Genomic DNA, 21975 nt, shown 5'->3' with positions numbered 1-21975 from the left:
TATGCCCACGATCACAATTTTTAAACACGATTTTGAGTCGTTACTGAACTGGACTGAACCGGCAAACCGGTCGGTCTCGATTGAACAGTTGGAAGCGTGGCTCATGCTCGTGAAGGGTGAACTGAAAGGGTATAGCCCAGAAACCGGAGAGTTGCGTATCGAACTGCAGGACAGTAACCGGCCCGATCTGTGGTGTTGCGAAGGGATCGCACGGCAAATCCGCATTAAGGAACAGGGCGGGCCCAAGCCCTACCCATTTTTTGCGGCAAAGTCCAAATCCCGACTGCAGGTCATCGTGAAGCCTGGCATCGAAAACGTGCGCCCGTACGTTGCTGCTTGTACCGCCACGGGTTATCGGGTGACCGATGAAGGGTTGGCCCAGCTGATTCAAACCCAAGAAAAATTGGCGGAGATCTTCGGCCATAAGCGCAAGACCGTTTCGATCGGGATCTATCAATTGCCCAAGATCACATTTCCGGTCAGCTATGAGCTTGTGAAACCCGACGAAGCCCGGTTCACCCCGTTGGGGATGGAGACGGTGATGACCCTCTCGGAGATTCTGATGGTGCATCCGAAAGGGTTGGAGTATGGAGCGATTCTGGCCGGAGAGAGCCGATTGCCGATACTTCGAGATGCAGCGAAACAACCGCTGTCGTTTCCTCCGATCATCAACAGCCGGGAAGTCGGAGAGGTACGAGTCGGAGACGATCAGCTCTTCGTCGAAGTGACCGGTACGGACTTGCCCATGGTTATCTTGACCCTGAACATTTTTGCGGCCAATCTAGCCGATCGGGGGGCCATCATCGAGCCGGTTGAAGTTCAGTACCCATCAGGCACGCAGCTGGGCAAGCGAGTCAGGACCCCGCAAGATCTTCGGAAGCAGAAGACCATCCCGATTCAGACCATCGAGCAGGCGCTCGGTCAGAAGCTTGGCATCACGGCCGTCAAGCATGCGCTTGAGACCTACGGGTATGAGGTATCGCCTGGGAAAGGCGCCGTCAAGGCGAAGTTGCCTGCGTATCGGCAGGATCTGATGCATGCGATGGACGTCGTTGAGGATGTGGCGATGAGTCTGGGGTATGCCGAATTCACGCCGGTCATGCCGGCACAATTTACAGTGGGAGGTTTATCCGGGATCGAACAGATGTCGGACCGTGCTCGAGAATTGATGGTGGGGCAGGGGTTTCAGGAAATCATCTCCAATATTCTCGGTTCGCCGAATCATTATTCCGGCTTGATGCGGCTAGAAGGTACAGACTGGGGACGGATGGTCGAAGTCGACAACGTTATGTCTCTGAGCTTTAGTTGTCTCCGCCAATGGATGTTGCCTTCACTGCTGCGTGTCGAGACCGCTTCGAGCCGGGCGTTTTATCCACATCGCCTCTTTGAGGCCGGTGAAGTCGCGATTCCGGACAACCATAGTGAGGTGGGTTCTCGGACGGAAACGGTCTTGGGTGCCGTGATTGCCCATGCGGCGGCACATTTCTCAGAAATTCATTCTTGTCTGGATGTGCTGTTCTACTACTTCGGCAAGGAGTATAGTCTCGAGCCCGTACAGCATCCGTCTTTTCTGGAAGGCCGCGCAGGCCGGATCATCGTTGCGGGTGAACCGGTCGGTGTCATCGGCGAAGTCCATCCGGAGGTTCTCGAACGCTGGCAAATTGCGATGCCGGTCGTTGCGTTCGAAGTGAACCTCTCCCGTCTCGCGGATCCATCCTGAGATAGGAGCAATGATCAGCTAAATGGGAAAACTCCTCGATTGGCGAGGGGCTTATGTTGTAGCAGGCGCCAGCTGTTGCTTGGCGAGGCCAACAAGCTGCGTAAACCCTGCGGCGTCTTTGATTGCCATGTCCGAGAGGACCTTGCGATCCAGCATGACATTGGCCTTTTTAAGAGCGTTGATGAACCGCCCATAGCTGATCCCTTGCGCTCGAACTGCCGCGCTGATGCGGGCGATCCACAATTGCCGGAAGTCCCGCTTGCGATTCTTGCGGCCGGTGTACGCGTAGGTCAGTCCTTTATCTACACTTTCTGTCGCGGAGCGAAACAAGCGGCTCTTCCCGCCATACTGACCTGACGCCAACTTGATCCGCTTCTTCCGCCGTTGCCTGGTTTTTGGTCCGCCCTTTGCGCGAGGCATGATTCATTACTCCTTTTGAGTCCTGAGATTCGTAATACGCAGTGATCGTCCTATTCGTAAGGTAGTAGCCGGCGCAATGACGTGGCGACCGTCGGGTCGACGACCGCGGTTCCACTCAAGCGGCGCTTATGGTCATGCCGTTTATGTGTCAGCAAATGGCGCTTGCCGGCCTTGCGGCGGACGATTTTTCCGCTCCCGGTCTTGGCGAATCGCTTACTGGTTCCCTTGTGTGTTTTGACTTTCATCAGAAGATTCCTTTGGTTGATCAGCTACTGCATTGCCCATCAGTTCTTCGGAGCCACAATCATGATCAAGCTTCGTCCCTCCATACGGGGGGCATACTCGATTGTGCCGGCTTGGGCCAATTGTTCGATCACCGAATTCATCACGGCACGACCCATTTCTTGATTGGCCATTTCTCGCCCGCGATAGGTGAGGGTCACCTTGGTCTTATTGCCCTCTTCCAGAAAGACTTTCATCTGCCGGACCTTGATTTCGAGGTCATGCTTATCGGTCCGTGGGCGCAGCTTGATTTCCTTCACTTGGGTGGACTTTTGATGACGCCGGCTCTGATGCTCCTTTTTACTCAACTCATACTTGTACTTCCCATAGTCCATAATCCTACAGACTGGGGGAACGGAGGTGGGAGCGACTTCAACCAAGTCATAGCCATTTTCTTGAGCCTGGCGAAAAGCGTCCGGCGTCGGAAGAATGCCCAGTTGCTCTCCACCCGGGCCGATTACACGAACTTCCCGGACTCGTATCTCACGATTCACGCGTAATTTGGGGACGATAGGCCACCTCTTTCTTATTATGTATGTTGAAGTTCCCGCTGGGTATGTTGGGTCTCGGTTCGTAAAAGATCCACTACCTCAGCCACTGTCATAGTTCCTAAGTTGGCTCCACTTCGGCCGCGCACCGACAGTGTGCCATTTTCCACTTCACGCTTTCCCGCGACCAACATAAAGGGGACTTTCGCTTTCTCTGCCTCACGGATCTTGAACCCGATCTTTTCATTCCGGAGGTCCGTTTCGGCACGGAATCCGGCGGTCTTCAATTGCGCAACCACGGCCGCGACGTAGTCCTGCTGATCATCGGTGATATTCATGACCATTGCCTGCACCGGAGCCAACCAGGTTGGAAACGCGCCTCCATAATGTTCGATCAAAATACCAAAGAAACGCTCGATAGATCCCATCAAGGCCCGATGGATCATGATCGGGCGATGGGCTTTCCCATCGCCTCCGATGTAACTCAAATCAAACCGCTCCGGATTGTTGAAGTCCACCTGGACGGTAGAGCATTGCCATGAGCGACCCAGTGCGTCTTTGATCTTAATGTCGATCTTGGGGCCGTAAAATGCCCCGCCTCCCGGATCAAGGTGAAAGGAGATGTTGCGGCTCTTCAATGCTGCTTCCAGGGCGCTGGTGGCTAGTGTCCAATGTTCATCGCCGCCCACCGACTCCTTAGGCCTCGTGGACAGGAATACTTCAAACTCATTGAACCCGAACGTCTGCAATACGAAAAAAGTAAAATCCAGCACCCGGCTGACTTCACTTTCCATCTGATCCGGACGGCAGAAAATATGGGCATCATCCTGTGTGAATCCTCGCACCCGCATGAGCCCGTGCAGGACGCCGGTCCGTTCATAGCGGTACACGGTACCCAATTCTCCGTAGCGAATCGGAAGCTCCCGATAGCTGCGCAAATGCGATTGGTAGATCATGATATGGTACGGGCAATTCATCGGCTTCAACTGGTACTCGCTGCCTTCCAACTTCATCGCCGGAAACATATTCTCTCGGTAGTAGTCGAGGTGCCCGCTCGTTTTCCAGAGATCCAGGCGTGCGGTATGCGGCGAATACACCAGGTTGTAGCCATCACGAATATGCTGTTCTCGCCAGAAGTTTTCAATCAACAGGCGGACCGCCGCGCCTTTGGGATGCCAGAGTACCAAGCCAGGCCCGATTTCATCCTGAATGCTGATCAAATCCAGTTCTTTCCCCACTTTTCTGTGATCGCGTCGCTTGATCTCTTCCAATCTGGCAAGGTAGGCATCTACTTCAGCTTTCGTCGGGAAGGACGTTCCGTAGATCCGCTGTAACATCGGATTGCGTTCATCACCGCGCCAATATGCCCCGGCTGTATTGAGTAACTTGATGGTTCCGACGAAACCGGTCGTAGGGAGATGGGGGCCGCGGCAGAGATCCACGAAATCGCCCTGTGTGTACGCGGTAATGGGCTCTCCATCGGGAAAACCTTGAATAATCTCCACCTTGTAGAGCTCTCCACGAGCTCTGAAGAAGTCAATCGCTTCCTGCTTTGTAAACTCTCGCCTCGTAATGGTGAGATTACGCTGAATAATCTCGGCAGCGCGAGCCTCTATTTTCTCCAGATCTTCCGGGGTAAAGGGACGGTCAAAGGCAAAGTCATAGTAAAAACTGTCTTCCAGCGCCGGACCGATGGTCAACTGTGCAGAAGGGAAGAGTTCCTTCACTGCCTGAGCCATGATGTGGGTGCTGCTATGGCGGTAAACTTCCCGACCGTCTACACTGTCGAATCGGATCGGTTCAACTGTTGAACTGTCTGAGAGGGGCCGTGACAGATCAACGACGGCCCCATCCACTTTGGCCGCAAGGACATCCTGACCTGCGATCCCCAGCGCAGAAAGGGCGGCTCCCACCGTCTTTCCGGTCTGAACGTCTCCGCTTGGACCGTCTTTAACCGCAATCTTCATAATCTTTATGGAACTGATCGCCGGCATAAGAAACAACAAAGGCACCGCGCCTCCTAGAGGCAGTGCCTCGGCTTGAATGGTAGGCGCGGACGGTCTTGAACCGTCGACCTCTACCGTGTCAAGGTAGCGCTCTCCCCCTGAGCTACGCGCCTATCAACAAAGGAGGCATGCTAATATAGCCTCGCTTACAGTGTCAAGAAAACGAAAGAGAAGGTAGCATTCCAGAAGGAGAACGCTACCTTCTCTCTTTCAACCGTAGGGCAACCGTCGGTCGACGATGATTACTTCACGGCAGAACGAAGCTCTTTCCCGGCTGAAAACTTCGGGACCTTCGCCGCTGGAATTCGGAGTGATTCGCCGGTTCGTGGGTTTCTTCCCATTCGAGCTTTCCGCTTTGAGATCGTAAAGGTGCCAAAATTGACAAGGGAGACGCGCTGCCCCTTTTTCAGCGAGGAAGTGACCGCTCCGGTAAAAGCTTGAAGGGCAGTTCCCGCCGCAACTTTGGTGATTCCCGCCGAAGCGGCCATCTTGGCGATCAGCTCTTCCTTTGTCATGGTGTCCCTCCTTAATGAGTGTTGAGAGAAATATGGAACGTGATTCCAGCGGCACTTCGCTGACACATCTGTTCAAGCATTCCGATTCGTTTTCATTTTCGTCTGTTTCAGGGGGATATGCAGCTCAACGATCTTTTTTCGCAACGTATTGCGGTTGAGTCCCAACAGTTCAGCTGCTTGTATCTGATTACCTCGCGTTTCCCGGAGCGCCGAAGTAATGAGTGGGCGTTCCACGGCAGAAATCAGGATCGGATGAAGATTTCTGGCCGATCCATTCCGCATCCCTTTCACGAATTCCGCCATTTTCACCTCCAAGTAACTCTCCAGGGACCCATCGCGAGGTTTGCTCTGATGCAGACTGCTCGGTGAATTCATCAGCTGGACCATTTTCAGCGTCTTTCGCAGGACAGCACGCGAGCCATGGATAAAAAGTGTGTGAGATGCGTCAAGGTGATCCTGAAGCGCGCTCGCCGGCTCTTGTCCGCTTCGCGACTCCACGACGACCACATCGAACTGATGCCGTGACACTTCCTTCTGAAGCGTTGTGATGTCCCGAGCGACGGAAATGGAAGCATCCTTGAATATCTGTCTGACCTGTGCCTGTACAGCCGCATCGGTCGTAAGCAAAAGAATAGTATATCCGGATGACGGCACTGGCATGAAGGCACCACGCGAAGAAGAGGGCGGATTATTGCGTAGGGCGTACACGATGTCAATCTGATTTTACGGGGCATGGCTGCCTGCCAAGCAGCTTCCCTCATGCCTTTGCCGGTATAAAACGGACGATCCGTGGAATGATTTCTGGTTTTGTACGGGGAATAGGTTTTGACGACAAATTATACAGCCTGAATACTCGGGAAGAGGTGCATTGGAACTACGTATGCGTCGGCGTCGATCTTGACAGACTGTGCCGTGAGCAGGTATAGATCATTGCAGAATTCCTACCGGAATAATGAAGAATGAACGTGTCGAAACGTGCAACGTATGGAATTATGGCTGCAGTTGACCTTGCGATCAATGCGAAAGAATCTCCCATTCAAGCGCGAACCATCGCGAGACGGCAAGGGATTCCGGTCCGCTTTCTTGAGCAGGTCCTCCATACGCTGAAGAATGCTGGCTTAGTAGAAAGCCACCGAGGCGCTCAAGGGGGGTATCTCCTGACGCATGAGCCAGCGGCCATGTCGATTGCGGATATCTTCGAAGCGTTGGAGGGGCCAGTCTTCCAGCGATCAAGTGTTGGTCTGCGAACACGCGATCGGCATGCGGCAAAGCCCGAACTTCTGCTCGGCGATGTTTGGGATCAAGTGCAACAAGCGGAACGGAAAGTCCTTGAGGGCATCACGATCGAGCAATTGGCGACGCGTCAACGGACGATTGACGCTCAACGTAACCCCATGTACCACATCTGATGATGCGAAGGCTGCTTTCTGATGAGGCAAGGAGATAAAGATGAACCAGGTTGAATCCCTCAGCATCCCTACGATTGTGACGAATCCGATCCCGTCTGCGATCCGGGAGGAAATCGAAACATTCGAGGCTGAAGCGCTACGGACATTGGCCGGAGACGTCTCCACAGATCTGTTTAAGCCCTTTCGTCTCCAATACGGTATTTATGGCCAGCGTCAACCTGGCGTGCAGATGGTACGCATTAAAATTCCCTTTGGCGGCATTACCGCGAATCAGCTCCGTCGGGTGGCGGAACTCGCCGATCGCTATGCCACCGGAGTCGGTCATGTGACGACGAGACAAGACATTCAGATGCATTTCGTGGAACTGAAGGATGTGCCAACCATCATGCGAGGATTGGCCGAAGTCGGGCTGACCACCAGGGAAGCCTGCGCCAATACCGTGAGGAACGTCACGGCTTGCCATCTGGCCGGTGTATGCCAAGGCGAAGTGTTCGATGTCACTCCGTACGCGAAGACCGTGGCCTATCACTTGCTGCGCAATCCCTTGAATCAAAGCTTGCCTCGCAAGTTTAAGATCGCCTTTTCCGGTTGCAAGCACGATTGCGCCCTCACGCCCATTCACGATATCGGGTTACTCGCGGTCAGACGAGCGGACGGGGTGATCGGATTTCGGATGGTAGCCGGCGGGGGCTTAGGCTCTGCTCCGCGGGTCGCCCAACTTCTCCGAGAATTTACTCCAATGGAGGAGCTGATTCCCAGCATCGAAGCCATCATTAAAGTCTTCGATACCCTCGGCAATCGAAAAAATCGAAACAAAGCCCGTATGAAGTTCGTGATCGACAAACTGGGCTTTGAAGAATTCAAAAGACGTTGGGAGGCCGCCTACGTCGCGATGGGATATGCGCTTCCCAGGAACGAGCCGTTGACCCTACTTCAGCATCCGGATGAACCTCCGCCTCTCATCATGCCGAGCCGCAACGGCACGGCCAATGGAAACGGAAATGGCAATGGGGCCCACTCGATCGACCGCGAGACGCCCTTTGAGATGTGGAAACGAACCAACGTTGTGAAACAGAAACAGGATGGGTATGTCACGGCGGCCATCAAATTGTTCATGGGAGATATCACGGCCGAACAGATGGTATTCGTCGCAGATCTGGCCGAACGGTATTCGAACGGCAATCTGCGCACCACTATCAACCAGAATCTGGTGATCCGATGGGTTCCCGCAGATCTGACCTCACATCTCTACGACGATCTGGCCTCCCGCGGCCTGGCGGATCCCGGCGCTGAACTGGTGGAAGACATTATTGCCTGTCCCGGAACCGATACCTGCGGTTTGGGTATCACATCATCGAAAGGCCTCGCACGAGCTCTGGCTGAGGTGTTTCCAGCCGGCCGTGTTCCGGAAGACCTCCAGGATGTGAGCGTGAAGATCAGCGGATGCCATAACTCCTGCGCGCAGCATCACATTTCGACGATCGGGCTGCATGGAGTCGGAAAGCGACTCGGCGATCACGTCGCGCCGCACTATGAATTGCATCTCGGTGGCTCGGTAAACGGCACCGCCAAGATCGGTCAAATGACCGTGAAGTTGCCCGCGAAGGCAGTCCCGGCGGCCATCTCTCATCTCATCGATGTGTACCGGCGCGATCGACAACCGAACGAGAGTTTGCCCAAGTTCATCACCCGAGCGGGGAAGAGCAAACTGAAGGACGAGTTGATTCCCTACACCATCGTGCCGTCCTATCAGGAAGACCCCACGTTCTATTACGACTGGGAAGGGGAAGAAGAATTTATCCTTGAAGATCTCGGCCCCGGTGAATGTGCCGGCGGTGCACTTGAGATGATCGAAAACGGCATCCTAGAAGCCGACCAGGAACTCTATCAAGGGAAACTGCTGGTTGAGAAGCATCAATATTCCGTGTCTGTGAACAAGTCCTACAGGGCAGTATTGGCAGCAGCCAAGGCTCTCCTGGTGACCGAAGGCCTGGAGCCATCGACGGACTCCGAGACATTCAGTGAATTCGACAGTAGGATTGCCCAAAAGGGAGTCGTGCCGTCCATCTATCGAGACCTCAACAAGAAGGTCGGTGATCTAGGTCCGAAGGAGACATCGGCTGAATCGGCGCGTGAAAAAATGGCGTTCGCCAAGACGTTCGTCGATGCTTGTCGCGCGGCGACGGATCAAATGGGAAAGGATCTCAAGTTGTCGGCTGCGAAGGAAGAGAAACCTCCGGTCTTGCCGGCACCGACTGAGACCAAACCGGCTGTTCCAATTCCAACCGGCGCTCCGGTGTACGATCTACGTGGCGTCGCCTGTCCGATGAACTTTGTGAAGACCAAGCTCAAGCTTGAAATGATGGACGCAGGTGAGAAGCTTGAAGTGTGGCTCGATGCGGGTGAGCCGATCAAGAACGTACCAATGAGCCTCAAGAATGAGGGGCATAAGGTGCTGATCCAAGAGGCGCTGGAACCGGAAGCGTCGCATTATCGGATCCTGGTCGAGAAGGTCGAAGGATAAAGGGGTCTGATTTCCTTATGGTTGGGAATGGGCATTCCGAATTCATTGCGGAACTCCAAACCTGGGGTACGACTTTCGAGACGAAGCAGCCCCAAGACGTGCTGGCGGCTGCTATCGAACGATATGCGCAGAAAATTATTCTCGCCTGCAGCTTTGGAGCGGAAGATGTGATCCTGGTCGATATGGTGCACCGCATCGATCCCTCGGTGCCGTTGTTCTACCTCGATACCGATTTCTTGTTTCCCGAAACCTATGCCACACGGGATCGCGTGATCGAGCGATACGGACTTCAATCCGCGCAGGTTATCCAGGTGAAGTCGTTGCTGACTCCACAACAACAAGCGGAGAGCTACGGTGACGCGCTGTGGACACGAGACCCTGACCAGTGCTGCCGGTTGCGCAAGGTCGAACCACTGGCCCGTGTGCTACAAGGGTATGAGGCATGGATAACCGGAATCAGGCGGGACCAGGCGCCGTCCCGAACGGATGCCGGCTTAATCGAGTGGGATCAGAAATTCGAGTTGGTCAAAATCAACCCGTTGGCTCGATGGACCTGGGCGGACGTCTGGACCTACATCAAGGTCTACGAAATCCCATACAACCCGCTGCATGATCAGAACTATCCCAGCATCGGTTGCACCTACTGCACCGCTCCTGTAGCGCCTGGCGACGATCCGCGGGCTGGCCGTTGGAAAAACTTTACAAAAACCGAGTGCGGCCTGCACAAGTCATAACATGCCGTTTCAAGATCTCCTTACCAAGATTGCAAAGGGTCCAAAAGTTTCCAAGGACCTCACCTGGGATGAGTGTAAGCAGGCGATGAAGGCGTTGATCGAGGGAGAGGCGACCCCGGCACAAGTTGGGGCCTTTCTCATCGCCATGCGTTTCAAGATGGAGTCCGTCACGGAATTAGCGGCCTTGACGGCCGCGGCCAGGCACTATGTGCTCCCCCTTGCTGTCTCAAAAGACTTGGCACTCGTTGACGTGCCGACCTATGCCGGGAAACAGGACACATTTCACGCGATTGTTGCTGCATCCATCATTGCCGTTGCGGCTGGAGCATCAGTCATCATGCACGGGTATGACGGTATTCCCGGTCGACCCGGCAGTGCAGGTGTGTTGAGAGCCTTGGGGATTCCGGTCGATGCCGATCCCAAGACGGTGACGGAAGATGTGAACAGAAAAGGATTCGCCTACCTAGATATCGGGCTGTACCACCCGCCCATCTTCAGATTTCTAGAGATGCGTCAGGAACTCGGAGTCAGAAACATCTTTCATCCAATCGCCAGGCTGCTGAATCCGGCCCGCGCGGCGGTTCAAGTCGTCGGATTGTCGCACCCGCCGCATTTCGAAAAGACCGCTGAAGCCTTGCGTATGCTCGGGTGTCGAAGAGCGTTGGTGATCCGCGGTGTCGAGGGTGATCCGGAATTATCCGCATCGATGGTCACGAGAGTCCTGGAATTGCGAAACGAGCGCATCACCCCGCTCGGCGTAGCCGCGAAGGACTTTGGATTGGCGTTCGCCTCGTCGCGGGAGATGGCGGGATTTCCTCCTGATCAGCGGCACAAAGAGGCCGATCTGCTGCGGCGCATTCTTCGGAACCAGGTGCCGGGTGGACCGAGAGAGTGGGTGCTCATGAATGCGGCGATGTTGCTCTACGCGTCGGGTAAAGGGGAATCGCTTTCGGCTTGTTTCCCGGCGGTTCGCGCCGCCATTGAGGGAGGCGCGGCGGCACGCAAGCTCGAAGACTTAGTGCAAGAGCCGGTGGCAGCGTAGGACAAGAGACAGAAGGACAAGTCATGAAGCACCTTCGGCAACTGGAAGATCAAAGCGTCTATATCCTTCGGGAAGCCTATAAGCATTTCAACAATCTTGCCATGCTCTGGTCGATGGGCAAGGATTCAACCGTGCTGCTGTGGCTTGCCCGCAAGGCATTCTTTGGGCATGTGCCCTTTCCGCTCCTCCATGTCGACACGAGCTATAAGATTCCGGCGATGATCGAGTACCGTGACCGGCTCGCCCGAGAATGGCGGCTGGATTTGGTCGTCGGTCAAAACAAGGAAGCCTTGGCGGCGGGCATGAACCATACGATGGGCCGAGTGGTCTGTTGCACCGCGTTGAAGACAAACGGCCTCAAACAACTCCTGGAGAACAAGGGGTACACCGGCGTGATCCTCGGTGTCCGTGCCGATGAAGAGGGGACACGGGCGAAGGAGCGCTATTTCTCTCCGCGTGATAAACACGGAGACTGGGATTTTCGGGATCAACCGCCGGAGCTCTGGGATCAATACAAAACGACATTTCCGCCTGGCACACATATTCGGATCCATCCGCTCCTCGATTGGACCGAGATCAACATCTGGGAGTACATCAAACTCGAAAATATTCCGTTCATCGACTTGTATCTTGATAAGGGAGACGGGACGCGGTATCGCAGCCTGGGCTGCGCACCCTGTACCACGCCGATCAAATCGACCGCCAAGAACGTGGACGACATCATCGAAGAGCTCCGACATACCACGGTGGCTGAGCGATCGGGCCGGGCGCAGGACGAAGGTCGAGGGATGGAGTTGCTGCGCAAAGATGGGTACATGTGACCATGAACGAGACGACCAAACCATCCGAAAATCTCAATATTGTGATCGTCGGCCATGTGGATCATGGCAAGTCTACCTTGCTGGGCCGACTCTACGCCGATACCGGCTCACTCCCCGACGGCAAGCTGGAGAAGGTCCAGGCCATCTGTCGCCAGCAGGGGAAGGAATTCGAATACGCGTTCCTCTTCGATGCCTTCCTCGAAGAGCAGGAGCAGGGAATCACGATCGACACAGCCCGCACCTTTTTTATGTGGAAGGGCCGGCAGTACATCATCATCGACGCCCCGGGGCACAAAGAATTCCTCAAGAACATGATTTCCGGGGCGGCACGCGCAGAAGCCGCGCTGTTGCTCATCGATGCGTTGGAAGGAGTCAAAGAACAGTCGAAGAAGCACGGCTACCTGCTGTCGCTCCTGGGCGTCAGGCAGTTTGCTGTGGTCGTCAACAAGATGGATCTGGTCGGGTACCGGCAGGACGTGTTTGAGGGAATCGAGAAGGAATATCGGGAATTCCTGGGACAGTTCAAAGCCGTGCCGTCGCAGTTCATTCCTGTAAGCGCCAAGCTCGGCGACAACATCGCCAATCGTAGCGGGCAGATGTCATGGTACAGCGGACCCACCGTTTTGGAAACGCTCAGCGCGTTCCAGAAAGAAGCCGCTCGTTCGGAACAGCCTCTCCGATTGCCGGTGCAGGATGTGTATAAATTCGACGCCCGCCGGATCATCACCGGCCGCATTGTCTCTGGACGCCTGAAGGTCGGCGATCACCTCATCTTCTCGCCGTCCAATAAGCGGGCCACGATCCGGACGGTGGAAGCCTTCAATATTGAGCCGCAACCGACCGAAGGGCAGGCAGGACAGTCCATCGGGGTGACGCTCGACGAACAGATCTTCGTGGAGCGGGGAGAGGTTGCCTCACTTCAGGCACACTTGCCCCTAGTGTCGACTGCGTTTCGTGCCAATCTGTTCTGGCTCGGCAAGCGGCCGTTGGAAAAGGGCCGCAAATATCTCTTGCGAGTGGCGACCAAGGAAGTGGACTGCGAAGTAGCCTCGATTCATCGGATTATCAACACGATGGATCTGGCCCAGCAACAGGGCAGCAGTACGATCAACAAGAACCAAGTGGCAGAACTGACCTTGCGCACAAAAGCTCCGGTCGCGTTCGATCTGTCCGCGTCGTTCGAAGCGACCGGACGTTTCGTCCTGGTCGACGAATACGATATTGCCGGCGGCGGAATCATCACCGAACTGGTCCACGACGATCAGGAGTTCCTCCGCGAAGAAGCCAGACGCCGCGACTTCGCCTGGGTCAAAGGCGAAGTGACGGTTGAGGATCGTGCGCAACAGTATGGTCATCGAGCGGCGGTGGTTCTGATCACCGGGGGGAGGCATACCGGCAAATCATTCCTGGCCAGAAAGCTCGAAGGCCGTCTCGTGGCGGATGGGCGTCACGCGTACTTGTTGGATGGGGAAAATCTTCGCCGTGGGCTTGACGCGGATTTGAGTGAAGAAGAGCGGGGACAAACGACGGAAATGGCTCGGCGCTATGGCGAAGTGGCGCGACTCCTCACCGACACCGGCCTCATCATCGTCTCCACCACGAACCCCTTTGGCCTTGCCTTTCGAGAAGCCGCACAGGCGATCAGGACCCTTGTCCATCCCGCGCCGGTCATCGCCGTTCACATGAGCAGGTCCGAAGAGGAGCCCCCGCCGAATACCGATGTGGTCCTCAGCGGCCCCACGGATTTCGACGCAGCGACTGCTCGCATCCTCGAAGAACTGAAGCGTCGGGGTGTTCTCGCTCAAGCCATCGGGGCGAAACCGATCTTCCAGTATTCGATCTAGATTCGACTATCCGCGCGAGCCCCCTGAGATACTGCGGCAGCCTCCTAGTCTTATCAGTCCAGAATTTGGAATTGCCTGCCTTCCTCCCGCGCCTCTCAGTAGTTTGACTCACCGAAAATCCGTGTGATAGCGTAGCCTTGAAGCAAGTTTTCGCGGATCGCTGGAACAGGAGTCTATATGAAATTTGTATGCATCAACTGCGAAACCTATATGGGGCTCGAAAAGGTTGAAAAACCAGAGGAAGGCTCGCTCGGAGTCTTTTTCGCCTGTCCGTCTTGTAACGCGAAGTTTTCGATGGTGACCAATGCCGGCGAAACGAACATGATGAATGCCTTGGGGTTGAAACTGGGAGCGCGGGCAGAGCCGGCGGCCTCTATGGAAGGTTTACGCGCTTTAGCGGGAAACGGTCAAGCGGCTCCCACCGCAACCAAGCAAACTCAGAGTGCGCCGGCTGTGTCCACGACAGCAGCGTCACCGGCGAAAGCTCCTGAGAAAGCGAGTGGCTGTCCGTTCTCGGCAATGGTAGCTGAGATGGGCCTGACAGCCGGCGGTAAGCCCGAGAACGGCACCAACGCCGAATCTTCCGAGTTCACCTGGACACCCGATGCCAAGGAAAAACTTGATCGGCTGCCTGCCTTTGTCAAACCAATGGTCCAAGGCAGTGTCGAGACGTACGCGCGCAAGCACGGGTTCAAGACCATCACGCTCCAAGTCATGGACGACTCGAAGAGTGATTCTCCCAACGGCATGACGTGGTCACGGGAGGCCGAACAGCGGCTCGAAAACATTCCGGACTTTATCCGACCTATGGCCCGAAAAGAGATCGAACGTCTGGCAAAGGAACGTGGGGTGTCGACCATCACCGCTCAAGTGATGGACGAGGCGAAAGACAAGTTCATGAAATTCATGTAAGAGCATGTATTCATAGCGGACAACGTAAAGGCCCATCCGGCCGTCTGGATGGGCCTTTCCACTATCTACGTTCTCCGTACAGCGGCTCTCGTATGAAGCGGTGGATTTTCGCGCTCTCTCTGTTTGTTCTGTTCGTCCTTCCGCTTACCCGGTTTCTCGACGGGTATGCCCTACAGCTTGCTCACCCCGATGTCTCTCGTGGAACAGGTGCGACGCATACTCCTCACGATGCACATGGGAATGATGATTGGGAGGGCTCAGCCCAAGGCGTCGCCTATTCGGAGTTCAATCATCGCTTCGCCGGACTGTTCGTATTACTCTTCGGACTGGCTGAATTTGGCCACGCGCTGCGGTATCCGATACCGCTGTGGTCCCGCTTCGTTCTGCCGGGTGCGCTTGCTGTGATTGGGGGGTTCCTCTTGGTATGGAGTGATCATGAGGCTTGGCCGATCGGGTCCCTGAGTTTTATTCAGACATTCTCCGGACAAGATCCGGAAATTCTCCAGCATAAATTCTATGGGGTATTTGCCGCCACCGCTGCAGTAAGCGAGACGCTTCGCCGAGTCGGTTGGGCTCGCCACCCGGCCTGGGCGGCTCCATTGGTATTCTTCGGCCTGACCGGCGCACTGCTTCTCTTTGTTCACTCGCACGGAGATCACCCTGCCAATTCGATGATCGCGCTTCACCATACTCTTCTAGGAAGTCTGGGTGTTGGTGCTGCCGTATCCACTGCAGTGGTCTCGTGGACATCTGGAGCATCAAGCCATCCTGGGAAAAAGTGGGAATTGGCCTGGGCGGGATTTGTGATCTTAATCGGTATTCAGCTTCTCCTATATTTCGAGTAAAAGACCTCCGGTGAGCTTCCGGAATTGACACCTTTCTGAGGCCTGTGTTACGTCTACCCCCTCGTAGGCTGCATAGCCTTATTACACATCTCTAACCGCCTAGAGCGTGAGGCCGGGTAGAGGAGGGAACACATGGGTGGACATAGTCACTGGGCAACGATTAAACGGCACAAAGGAGCCCAGGACGCGAAGCGCGGTAAGATCTTCACGCGAATCATCCGGGAGCTCACTATTGCGGCTCGGTCCGGAGGGGATCCTGATGGCAATCCCCGGCTGCGTCTGGCTATCGCGAAGGCGAAGGAAGCCAACATGCCTGGCGACACAATGAAGAAAGCTGTCCAGCGAGGGACAGGGGAATTGCCTGGGGTATCCTATGAGGAGTTTTCTTTAGAAGGGTATGGCCCCGGAGGGACGGCAGTTCTTCTGGAGATCACCAGCGACAACCGGAACCGGACAGTGGCGGAGATTCGAAGCCTACTGACGAAGAATCATGGCAATATGGCCGAGGCTGGTGCCGTCGCTTGGCAGTTTCACAAGAAGGGGCTTATCTCGATTGAGAAGGGGAAAGTCGATGAGGATACCCTTCTCTCGTTGGCGCTCGACGCCGGGGCGGAAGACGTGAAGGTCGGTGAGAAGAGTTATGAGGTGTTCACCGATCCTCACGACTTTGAGGCCGTGAAGAAGGCGCTGGCGGACGGCAAGGTCGACACGACGCTTGCGGAAATCACCTATGTTCCCCAGAATACCATCAGGCTGGAAGAAAAACCTGCCGAACAAATGCTGAAATTGATGGAAGTCTTAGACGAACACGATGATGTTCAGAAAGTCCATGCCAACTTCGATATTCCGGATGAGGTCATGGAAAAAGTTGCCGCAACCGCGGCGGGCTAACCGTTCATCAACTCCCAACGTTCCGGTCCTCGGATAACGAGACGACATGATCGCCTTTCTCACGGGGCGGTTGGCATTCAAAGCACCTACTCACCTCACGCTTGATGTGCATGGGGTTGGGTATGAAGTCCATATCCCACTCAGCACCTATTACGCGCTCCCGAATCTCGACGAAGTGACCGCGCTGAATATTCATACGCATCTCCGGGAAGATGCGATTCAGTTGTTCGGCTTCCTCTCGCAAGGTGAAAAGGAATCGTTTTTGCTACTGACCAGCGTATCGGGCATAGGTCCAAAACTCGCCCTCAGTGTCCTGTCGAGCTTATCGGTCACCGATCTGGTTCGTGCCATCCAGACCGAGGATGTCGAAAAGCTTGCCACTGTTCCAGGCATTGGGAAGAAATCAGCAGGCCGCATTGCGCTGGAACTGAAGGACAAGGCTGACAAGATCAACGGTGCACGCCCCCGAACCACCGATGCTGAGGTCCCCCCGGTGGATGGGCCTTATGAGGATGCTTTCTCCGCTCTGATAAACTTGGGCTATCGTGCTCAGGATGTCAGAGAAGCCTTGAAGCGCGTAATGAAGGCGACGACCGGTTCGCTCGCGCTGAAGGAGCTCATTCGCGAAGGCCTCAAGGAGCTTGCAAGGGGGTAGGATGATGCCATTCACGATCAAGAATGCTGCCAACCTTTTTATGTGCAGTGTGTTTATCGGAACGGCCCTGGTCGCCGCGTTTCCACTCATAAGCGTCGCGCAGGAGGGTGCGGAGCCGAAAAGCACCAGAATGACTTGCGGAACGTGTCCGGACGGGTATGCGACGACCGGTGTTACGCAATCACCGGAAATTTGCAAAGAGGGTGACCCAACCCTCGTACAGTGTGTGCCGCTTGGGGTCAACATGCTGGGAGTGTGTGGGGGATGTCCCGAAGGTTATGCTGAAATAGGCAGTTCCTCGGTTCCTGCGCGATGCGGGAGTAAAGATGGTGGCCGGCTGACCCAATGCCAGTTGCGGAAGATGGAGACAAACTTGCCTGACCCGGGACAAGGCTACAAAACGTGTCCCCCGGATTGCGGCAGCACGGCAAAGCCTGGACAGGGTGCGCTGCCCCCTCCCCCGAAGTATCAACAAATGCAGGAGAACAAAGACAAATGAGTATTGCGCCATGACTGAGCGGTTCGTGACCAATTATGCCACAGATGAAGAGCAAGGTCTGGAGAATGTCCTCCGGCCTCAAACGCTCAATGAATACGTCGGTCAGGAGAAAATGAAGGAGTCGCTGCGAATCTGTATCGAAGCGGCCAAGCAGCGGCGGGAGGCGCTCGACCATGCCATTTTCTACGGACCGCCAGGCCTCGGCAAAACGACCATCGCTCACATTATCGCCAAAGAAATGGGGGCGGCATTGCGTTCGACCTCAGGTCTGGTTCTCACCCATGCCGGAGACTTGGCAGCGATTCTGACCAATCTCCAAGAACATGACGTGCTTTTTATCGATGAAATTCATCGTCTGCCCGCATCGGTTGAAGAAGCGCTGTACCCGGCCATGGAGGACTTTCAACTGGATCTGGTCATCGGCCAAGGACCTGCAACAAGGACCGTCAAGCTCGATCTCCCACAATTTACACTCGTGGGGGCGACGACACGGGCCGGATCCCTGACCTCCCCATTGCGGGATCGATTCGGATTGGTCTATCGGCTGGAATTCTATGGGCCATCCGAGCTGGAGGCCATTGTGACCAGATCTGCCGGAGTGTTGGGCGTCGGAATCGACCGGGAGGGGGCCGCGGAGATATCGCGACGGGCTCGTGGAACGCCGCGGATTGTGAATCGGCTGATTAAGCGCATCAGAGACTATGCCCAAATCAAAGCGGGCGGGCATATAACTGAGCAAGTCGCCAAAGAGGGGCTGGTCTGGGTGGGAATCGATGAAGCCGGATTCGACGATATGGACCGCAAGATTCTTCTAACGATCATCGAGAAGTTCAATGGAGGACCCGTGGGTGTTGAATCCCTGGCAGCAGCGGTTCAGGAAGATAAAGGCACGATCGAAGACGTATACGAGCCCTATTTGATCCAAGCCGGATTTTTGGACCGCACCGGACGTGGTCGACAGGTCACACGGTTGGCGTATGACCACTTTAAACGATCGTCTCCCTTGCTGATGTAACGGCAGGCTCCGACCTCCTGGTCTTCTAGCGCTGTCCTTGCAATAGATTCCGCCGTTCCTGTAAAATCCTCCACTTGTCTATGTGATCCCCCTTTCCCTCACGGGGATGAGGCAGTCCTCCCGAATTCGGTGCCCGAGGCTAGGCTCATCATGCCAAGAGACATGTCGGAATACCGTAAAGAAATCGATAGGATCGATGACGAAATCATTCGGATGCTCAACGAACGGTCGAAGAGTGTGATCGAAATCGGAAAACTCAAGAAAGAAAAAGATGCCGAAGCCAATCTGCATACCGCCGGCCGAGAGGCTGAGATCATCGAGCGACTCACGAAGCTCAATACAGGCCCTTTTCCCAGCGACGCCATCCGATCCGTGTATCGCGAAATCATGTCGGCTTCCTTGTCGTTGGAGGCACCTCAGAAAGTAGCTTATCTGGGGCCGAGGGCAACGTTTACCCACATGGCCTGTATGCAGAAGTTCGGCTCTTCTGTCCAGTATATGCCTGTCCACAGCATCAAAGAGGTGTTCAGCGAGGTCGAGCGAGGTCGAGCCAATTTCGGCGTAGTGCCGATCGAAAACACGACAGAAGGTGTGGTGAATCACACTCTCGACATGTTTATCGATTCCAACTTGCTGATCTATGGGGAGATTCTTCAGGAAGTCTCACATCACCTCCTCTCGAATTCCGGGCTTATCGAGGATGTGAAGAAAATCTACTCTCATCCGCATGCCCTTGCGCAATGTCGGAACTGGCTCGAAGCGAATCTTCCACATGTTCCAGCGGTTGAAGTGGCCAGCACCGCTCGAGCCGCCGAATTGTGCATCGATGAACCGACGTCGGCTGCCATTGCATCGGAATTGGCCGGCCAACTCTACGGGCTGAAGGTGATCAGAGCCCGCATCGAAGATAACCTCAACAATTTTACGCGTTTTCTGGTCCTGTCGCAGAAGCCGTCAGAAAGGACAGGGAAAGATAAGACGTCGCTGATGTTATCGGTCAAGGATAAAGTCGGCGCACTCTATGATTTGCTCCGTCCCTTTGCCTCTCACGGGATCAACATGACCAAGATCGAATCTCGCCCATCACAACGGAAAGCGTGGGAGTACATTTTTTTCGTGGATGTCGAGGGCCATATCAATGAGGAGCGGGTCAATCGAGCAGTGGAAGAAGTCAAAGGACGTTGCCTCTTCATGAAGATTTTGGGCTCCTACCCAATCCATAGCTGACCATGGCACTACAGGTCCATCCAGATATCCTCTCGCTCAGTCCGTACGTTCCCGGTAAACCGATCGATGAGCTACAACGGGAGCTTGGCCTCAGCCGCGTCATAAAGCTTGCCTCCAACGAGAATGCACTCGGGCCTTCACCGAAAGCATTGGCGGCGCTGAGCGGCGCGCAGGATATGCTGCATCGATATCCGGATGGAAGCGCGTATCAGCTTAGGCAGGCGATCGCAGATCGTTGGAAAGTGTCGGGAGAACAAGTCATCCTGGGAAACGGATCGGACGAGATCCTTGGACTGTTAGCCAGGACGTTCTTGACACCCGGTGACGAAGCGGTCATGGCCGATCACACATTCGTGATCTATAAAATGGAAGTCACGGCAGTCCATGGTAAGCCGGTGATCGTCCCTCTTGTCAATTGGACACATGACCTCGAGTCGATGGTACGGGCAATTACGCCCAAAACGCGATTGGTCTTCCTCTGCAATCCCAATAATCCCACTGGGACGATGGTATCGGCGGAAGCCGTCGATCGATTCATGGCCCGGGTGCCGGAAGATGTCATTGTCGTGTTCGACGAAGCGTATTTTGAATATGTCCGCAATCCTCAATTTCCCGATGCGATGGCCTACGTGAAACAGGGGCGGAACGCGATCGTATTGAGGACATTCTCCAAAATATACGGACTGGCGGGGTTACGAATTGGGTACGGTATCGGCACGTCGGAGATCGTCGATTTTCTGAATAGAGTGCGGCCTCCGTTCAATGCCAACAGTCTTGCGCAAAAAGCCGCACTGGCCGCATTGGGAGATGACGAGCATGTGGCCAGGAGTCGGGCGGTCAACGTGGCTGGGATGGAACAGATGGAACACGGGTTGCGCGCACTGGGAGTGACCGCGATCCCGAGCGAGACGAATTTTCTCTATTTTGATGCACAGCGGAATGGGAGACTGGTGTTCGAAGCGTTGCTGCGAGAGGGGATCATTGTGCGGCATATAGACGGAACGATGCTTCGTGTCACCATCGGTCAGCCCGACGAAAATACGGCCTTCCTTCAAGCACTCAAAAAAGTGTTGGATGGGGGAGGGTAAGAAATAGTGAGGGAATCATGATCATCGTGTTGAAGCCGGAAGCGTCGGAAAGTGAAGTAGACCATATTATCGACCGGCTGAGAGATCTCGGCTTGAAATCGCAAATATCCACCGGTCAGGAACGCACGATTATCGGCGTGATCGGAGACGACCGAATCCTGCACAATCAGCCTCTAACGGCGCTTCCTGGCGTGGAAAGTGTCCTGCCGATCCTTGCGCCCTGGAAATTGGTCAGTCGTGAGTTTAAGAAGGAAGCGACGATCATCGACGTCGGTGGCGTAAAAATCGGTGCCAAAAAGCTGGCCATCATGGCCGGGCCCTGTGCGGTTGAACGGCTTGAACTCACGGTGGGCATCGCACACGAAGTGAAAGCCGCCGGAGCCGCGATTCTTCGTGGCGGAGCCTATAAGCCTAGAACGTCGCCGTATTCCTTTCAAGGTTTGGGTCGTGAGGGGCTGGACTACTTGGTCGAAGCAAAAAAGCAAACCGGACTGCCGGTCGTCAGTGAGATTCTGGACACCAGAGACATCGAACTGTTTCTTGAGAAGGCGGACATTATTCAGATCGGCGCTCGGAACATGCAGAATTTCGAGCTTCTGAAGGAGGTCGGCGCGTACGATAAGCCGGTGCTCCTGAAACGAGGCCTGTCCGCGACCATCAAAGAATTTCTCCTGTCGGCTGAGTACATCATGTCGCGCGGAAACCAGAACGTTATGCTGTGCGAGCGGGGCATTCGCACATTCGAAACGCAATATCGCAATACGCTGGATCTTGCGGCCATTCCCACGTTGAAGGAGCTTTCGCATCTGCCGGTCATTGTCGACCCCAGCCATGCCACCGGAAAGTGGGACCTGGTCGCTCCGATGTCGAAAGCCGCAGTTGCGGCCGGTGCCGATGGTCTCCTCATCGAAGTCCATTCGAACCCCGAATGTGCCCTGTGTGACGGTGAAGAGTCCATTAAGCCCTCAAAGTTCAAAGCCCTGATGGGCGACCTTAGGAATATCGCGAAGGCCGTTGGGAGAGAACTGTAGAGACACG

The 21975-nt window shown here is 55.0% G+C and carries 22 protein-coding genes and 1 tRNA gene; 16 read left to right on the top strand and 7 right to left on the bottom strand.

What is annotated here, in order from left to right:
* Nucleotide 1: 1 nt before the first annotated feature.
* On the top strand, nucleotides 2-1720 hold the full coding sequence (gene pheT / locus H8K03_09190; GenBank protein UVT22042.1) for a phenylalanine--tRNA ligase subunit beta: 1719 nt from the start codon (nucleotides 2-4) through the stop codon (nucleotides 1718-1720).
* Nucleotides 1721-1771: 51 nt separating this feature from the next.
* Here the strand turns inward: pheT and rplT are convergent, their stop codons facing one another.
* From rplT to H8K03_09155, 7 genes are all read right to left on the bottom strand, one after another.
* Complete coding sequence (rplT, locus tag H8K03_09185; GenBank protein ID UVT22041.1) at nucleotides 1772-2140, bottom strand: 50S ribosomal protein L20; 369 nt, start codon at nucleotides 2138-2140, stop codon at nucleotides 1772-1774.
* A gap of 50 nt (nucleotides 2141-2190) precedes the next feature.
* Complete coding sequence (rpmI, locus tag H8K03_09180) at nucleotides 2191-2388, bottom strand: 50S ribosomal protein L35 (GenBank protein ID UVT22428.1); 198 nt, start codon at nucleotides 2386-2388, stop codon at nucleotides 2191-2193.
* A 36-nt stretch (nucleotides 2389-2424) separates the two neighbouring features.
* A complete protein-coding gene (infC, locus tag H8K03_09175; protein ID UVT22427.1) occupies nucleotides 2425-2934 on the bottom strand; it encodes a translation initiation factor IF-3 in 510 nt (169 codons plus the stop codon).
* Between the two features lie 17 nt (nucleotides 2935-2951).
* Nucleotides 2952-4877, bottom strand: a complete 1926-nt coding sequence (thrS, locus tag H8K03_09170; GenBank protein ID UVT22426.1) for a threonine--tRNA ligase — start codon at nucleotides 4875-4877, stop codon at nucleotides 2952-2954.
* 77 nt (nucleotides 4878-4954) lie between these two features.
* Nucleotides 4955-5029, bottom strand: a tRNA-Val gene (locus H8K03_09165).
* Between the two features lie 129 nt (nucleotides 5030-5158).
* The gene (locus tag H8K03_09160; GenBank protein ID UVT22040.1) at nucleotides 5159-5431 is read right to left on the bottom strand and encodes an HU family DNA-binding protein; all 273 of its coding nucleotides are present in this window, start codon (nucleotides 5429-5431) and stop codon (nucleotides 5159-5161) included.
* A gap of 72 nt (nucleotides 5432-5503) precedes the next feature.
* Nucleotides 5504-6091 (bottom strand): hypothetical protein, encoded by a 588-nt coding sequence (locus tag H8K03_09155; GenBank protein UVT22039.1) that lies wholly within the window; start codon nucleotides 6089-6091, stop codon nucleotides 5504-5506.
* Nucleotides 6092-6396: 305 nt separating this feature from the next.
* Here H8K03_09155 and H8K03_09150 point away from each other — a divergent pair, with 305 nt between their 5' ends.
* The 15 genes from H8K03_09150 (at nucleotide 6397) to aroF (ending at nucleotide 21968) form a co-directional block, all read left to right on the top strand.
* Nucleotides 6397-6840 carry an Rrf2 family transcriptional regulator gene (locus tag H8K03_09150; GenBank protein UVT22038.1) on the top strand — a complete coding sequence of 148 codons (444 nt, stop codon included), beginning with the start codon at nucleotides 6397-6399 and terminating at the stop codon, nucleotides 6838-6840.
* A gap of 40 nt (nucleotides 6841-6880) precedes the next feature.
* Entirely contained in the window at nucleotides 6881-9364 is a 2484-nt protein-coding gene (locus H8K03_09145; GenBank protein UVT22037.1) for a sulfurtransferase TusA family protein, read from the top strand.
* Between the two features lie 17 nt (nucleotides 9365-9381).
* Complete coding sequence (locus tag H8K03_09140; protein UVT22036.1) at nucleotides 9382-10098, top strand: phosphoadenylyl-sulfate reductase; 717 nt, start codon at nucleotides 9382-9384, stop codon at nucleotides 10096-10098.
* A gap of 1 nt (nucleotide 10099) precedes the next feature.
* A complete protein-coding gene (trpD, locus tag H8K03_09135; protein ID UVT22035.1) occupies nucleotides 10100-11140 on the top strand; it encodes an anthranilate phosphoribosyltransferase in 1041 nt (346 codons plus the stop codon).
* A 23-nt stretch (nucleotides 11141-11163) separates the two neighbouring features.
* Nucleotides 11164-11961: a sulfate adenylyltransferase subunit 2 gene (locus H8K03_09130; protein UVT22034.1), complete on the top strand. Its 798-nt coding sequence runs from the start codon at nucleotides 11164-11166 to the stop codon at nucleotides 11959-11961.
* 2 nt (nucleotides 11962-11963) lie between these two features.
* Nucleotides 11964-13805: an adenylyl-sulfate kinase gene (locus H8K03_09125; protein UVT22033.1), complete on the top strand. Its 1842-nt coding sequence runs from the start codon at nucleotides 11964-11966 to the stop codon at nucleotides 13803-13805.
* Nucleotides 13806-13982: 177 nt separating this feature from the next.
* Entirely contained in the window at nucleotides 13983-14717 is a 735-nt protein-coding gene (locus H8K03_09120; GenBank protein UVT22032.1) for a PCP reductase family protein, read from the top strand.
* A gap of 92 nt (nucleotides 14718-14809) precedes the next feature.
* Nucleotides 14810-15562, top strand: coding sequence for a hypothetical protein (locus H8K03_09115; GenBank protein UVT22031.1), 753 nt, complete (start codon nucleotides 14810-14812; stop codon nucleotides 15560-15562).
* A gap of 132 nt (nucleotides 15563-15694) precedes the next feature.
* The gene (locus H8K03_09110; protein UVT22030.1) at nucleotides 15695-16453 is read left to right on the top strand and encodes a YebC/PmpR family DNA-binding transcriptional regulator; all 759 of its coding nucleotides are present in this window, start codon (nucleotides 15695-15697) and stop codon (nucleotides 16451-16453) included.
* A 46-nt stretch (nucleotides 16454-16499) separates the two neighbouring features.
* A complete protein-coding gene (ruvA, locus tag H8K03_09105) occupies nucleotides 16500-17108 on the top strand; it encodes a Holliday junction branch migration protein RuvA (protein ID UVT22029.1) in 609 nt (202 codons plus the stop codon).
* Between the two features lies 1 nt (nucleotide 17109).
* Nucleotides 17110-17607, top strand: coding sequence for a hypothetical protein (locus H8K03_09100; GenBank protein ID UVT22028.1), 498 nt, complete (start codon nucleotides 17110-17112; stop codon nucleotides 17605-17607).
* A gap of 10 nt (nucleotides 17608-17617) precedes the next feature.
* Nucleotides 17618-18622, top strand: a complete 1005-nt coding sequence (gene ruvB, locus H8K03_09095; GenBank protein UVT22027.1) for a Holliday junction branch migration DNA helicase RuvB — start codon at nucleotides 17618-17620, stop codon at nucleotides 18620-18622.
* 150 nt (nucleotides 18623-18772) lie between these two features.
* Nucleotides 18773-19849, top strand: a complete 1077-nt coding sequence (gene pheA, locus H8K03_09090; protein UVT22026.1) for a prephenate dehydratase — start codon at nucleotides 18773-18775, stop codon at nucleotides 19847-19849.
* A 2-nt stretch (nucleotides 19850-19851) separates the two neighbouring features.
* Complete coding sequence (locus tag H8K03_09085) at nucleotides 19852-20937, top strand: histidinol-phosphate transaminase (GenBank protein UVT22025.1); 1086 nt, start codon at nucleotides 19852-19854, stop codon at nucleotides 20935-20937.
* Nucleotides 20938-20954: 17 nt separating this feature from the next.
* Nucleotides 20955-21968: a 3-deoxy-7-phosphoheptulonate synthase gene (gene aroF / locus H8K03_09080; protein UVT22024.1), complete on the top strand. Its 1014-nt coding sequence runs from the start codon at nucleotides 20955-20957 to the stop codon at nucleotides 21966-21968.
* The last annotated feature ends 7 nt before the right edge of the window (nucleotides 21969-21975 follow it).

This window comes from Nitrospira sp., from assembly GCA_024760545.1.
GTDB lineage: Bacteria > Nitrospirota > Nitrospiria > Nitrospirales > Nitrospiraceae > Nitrospira_D.
The sequence above is the reverse complement of the archived record's forward strand: the minus strand, read 5'-3'. Positions and strand labels throughout refer to the sequence as shown.

Excerpts from the sequence above, each read along its gene's own strand:
- H8K03_09125 (UVT22033.1), top strand. The coding sequence starts at position 11,964 with ATGAACGAGACGACCAAACCATCCGAAAATCTCAATATTGTGATCGTC.
- H8K03_09145 (UVT22037.1), top strand. The coding sequence starts at position 6,881 with ATGAACCAGGTTGAATCCCTCAGCATCCCTACGATTGTGACGAATCCG.
- H8K03_09100 (UVT22028.1), top strand. The coding sequence starts at position 17,110 with ATGATGCCATTCACGATCAAGAATGCTGCCAACCTTTTTATGTGCAGT.
- ruvB (UVT22027.1), top strand. The coding sequence starts at position 17,618 with ATGACTGAGCGGTTCGTGACCAATTATGCCACAGATGAAGAGCAAGGT.
- thrS (UVT22426.1), bottom strand. The coding sequence starts at position 4,877 with ATGAAGATTGCGGTTAAAGACGGTCCAAGCGGAGACGTTCAGACCGGA.
- H8K03_09160 (UVT22040.1), bottom strand. The coding sequence starts at position 5,431 with ATGACAAAGGAAGAGCTGATCGCCAAGATGGCCGCTTCGGCGGGAATC.
- aroF (UVT22024.1), top strand. The coding sequence starts at position 20,955 with ATGATCATCGTGTTGAAGCCGGAAGCGTCGGAAAGTGAAGTAGACCAT.
- pheA (UVT22026.1), top strand. The coding sequence starts at position 18,773 with ATGCCAAGAGACATGTCGGAATACCGTAAAGAAATCGATAGGATCGAT.
- pheT (UVT22042.1), top strand. The coding sequence starts at position 2 with ATGCCCACGATCACAATTTTTAAACACGATTTTGAGTCGTTACTGAAC.
- H8K03_09130 (UVT22034.1), top strand. The coding sequence starts at position 11,164 with ATGAAGCACCTTCGGCAACTGGAAGATCAAAGCGTCTATATCCTTCGG.
- ruvA (UVT22029.1), top strand. The coding sequence starts at position 16,500 with ATGATCGCCTTTCTCACGGGGCGGTTGGCATTCAAAGCACCTACTCAC.
- H8K03_09155 (UVT22039.1), bottom strand. The coding sequence starts at position 6,091 with ATGCCAGTGCCGTCATCCGGATATACTATTCTTTTGCTTACGACCGAT.
- H8K03_09140 (UVT22036.1), top strand. The coding sequence starts at position 9,382 with ATGGTTGGGAATGGGCATTCCGAATTCATTGCGGAACTCCAAACCTGG.
- H8K03_09120 (UVT22032.1), top strand. The coding sequence starts at position 13,983 with ATGAAATTTGTATGCATCAACTGCGAAACCTATATGGGGCTCGAAAAG.
- rplT (UVT22041.1), bottom strand. The coding sequence starts at position 2,140 with ATGCCTCGCGCAAAGGGCGGACCAAAAACCAGGCAACGGCGGAAGAAG.
- H8K03_09110 (UVT22030.1), top strand. The coding sequence starts at position 15,695 with ATGGGTGGACATAGTCACTGGGCAACGATTAAACGGCACAAAGGAGCC.
- H8K03_09115 (UVT22031.1), top strand. The coding sequence starts at position 14,810 with ATGAAGCGGTGGATTTTCGCGCTCTCTCTGTTTGTTCTGTTCGTCCTT.
- H8K03_09085 (UVT22025.1), top strand. The coding sequence starts at position 19,852 with ATGGCACTACAGGTCCATCCAGATATCCTCTCGCTCAGTCCGTACGTT.
- trpD (UVT22035.1), top strand. The coding sequence starts at position 10,100 with ATGCCGTTTCAAGATCTCCTTACCAAGATTGCAAAGGGTCCAAAAGTT.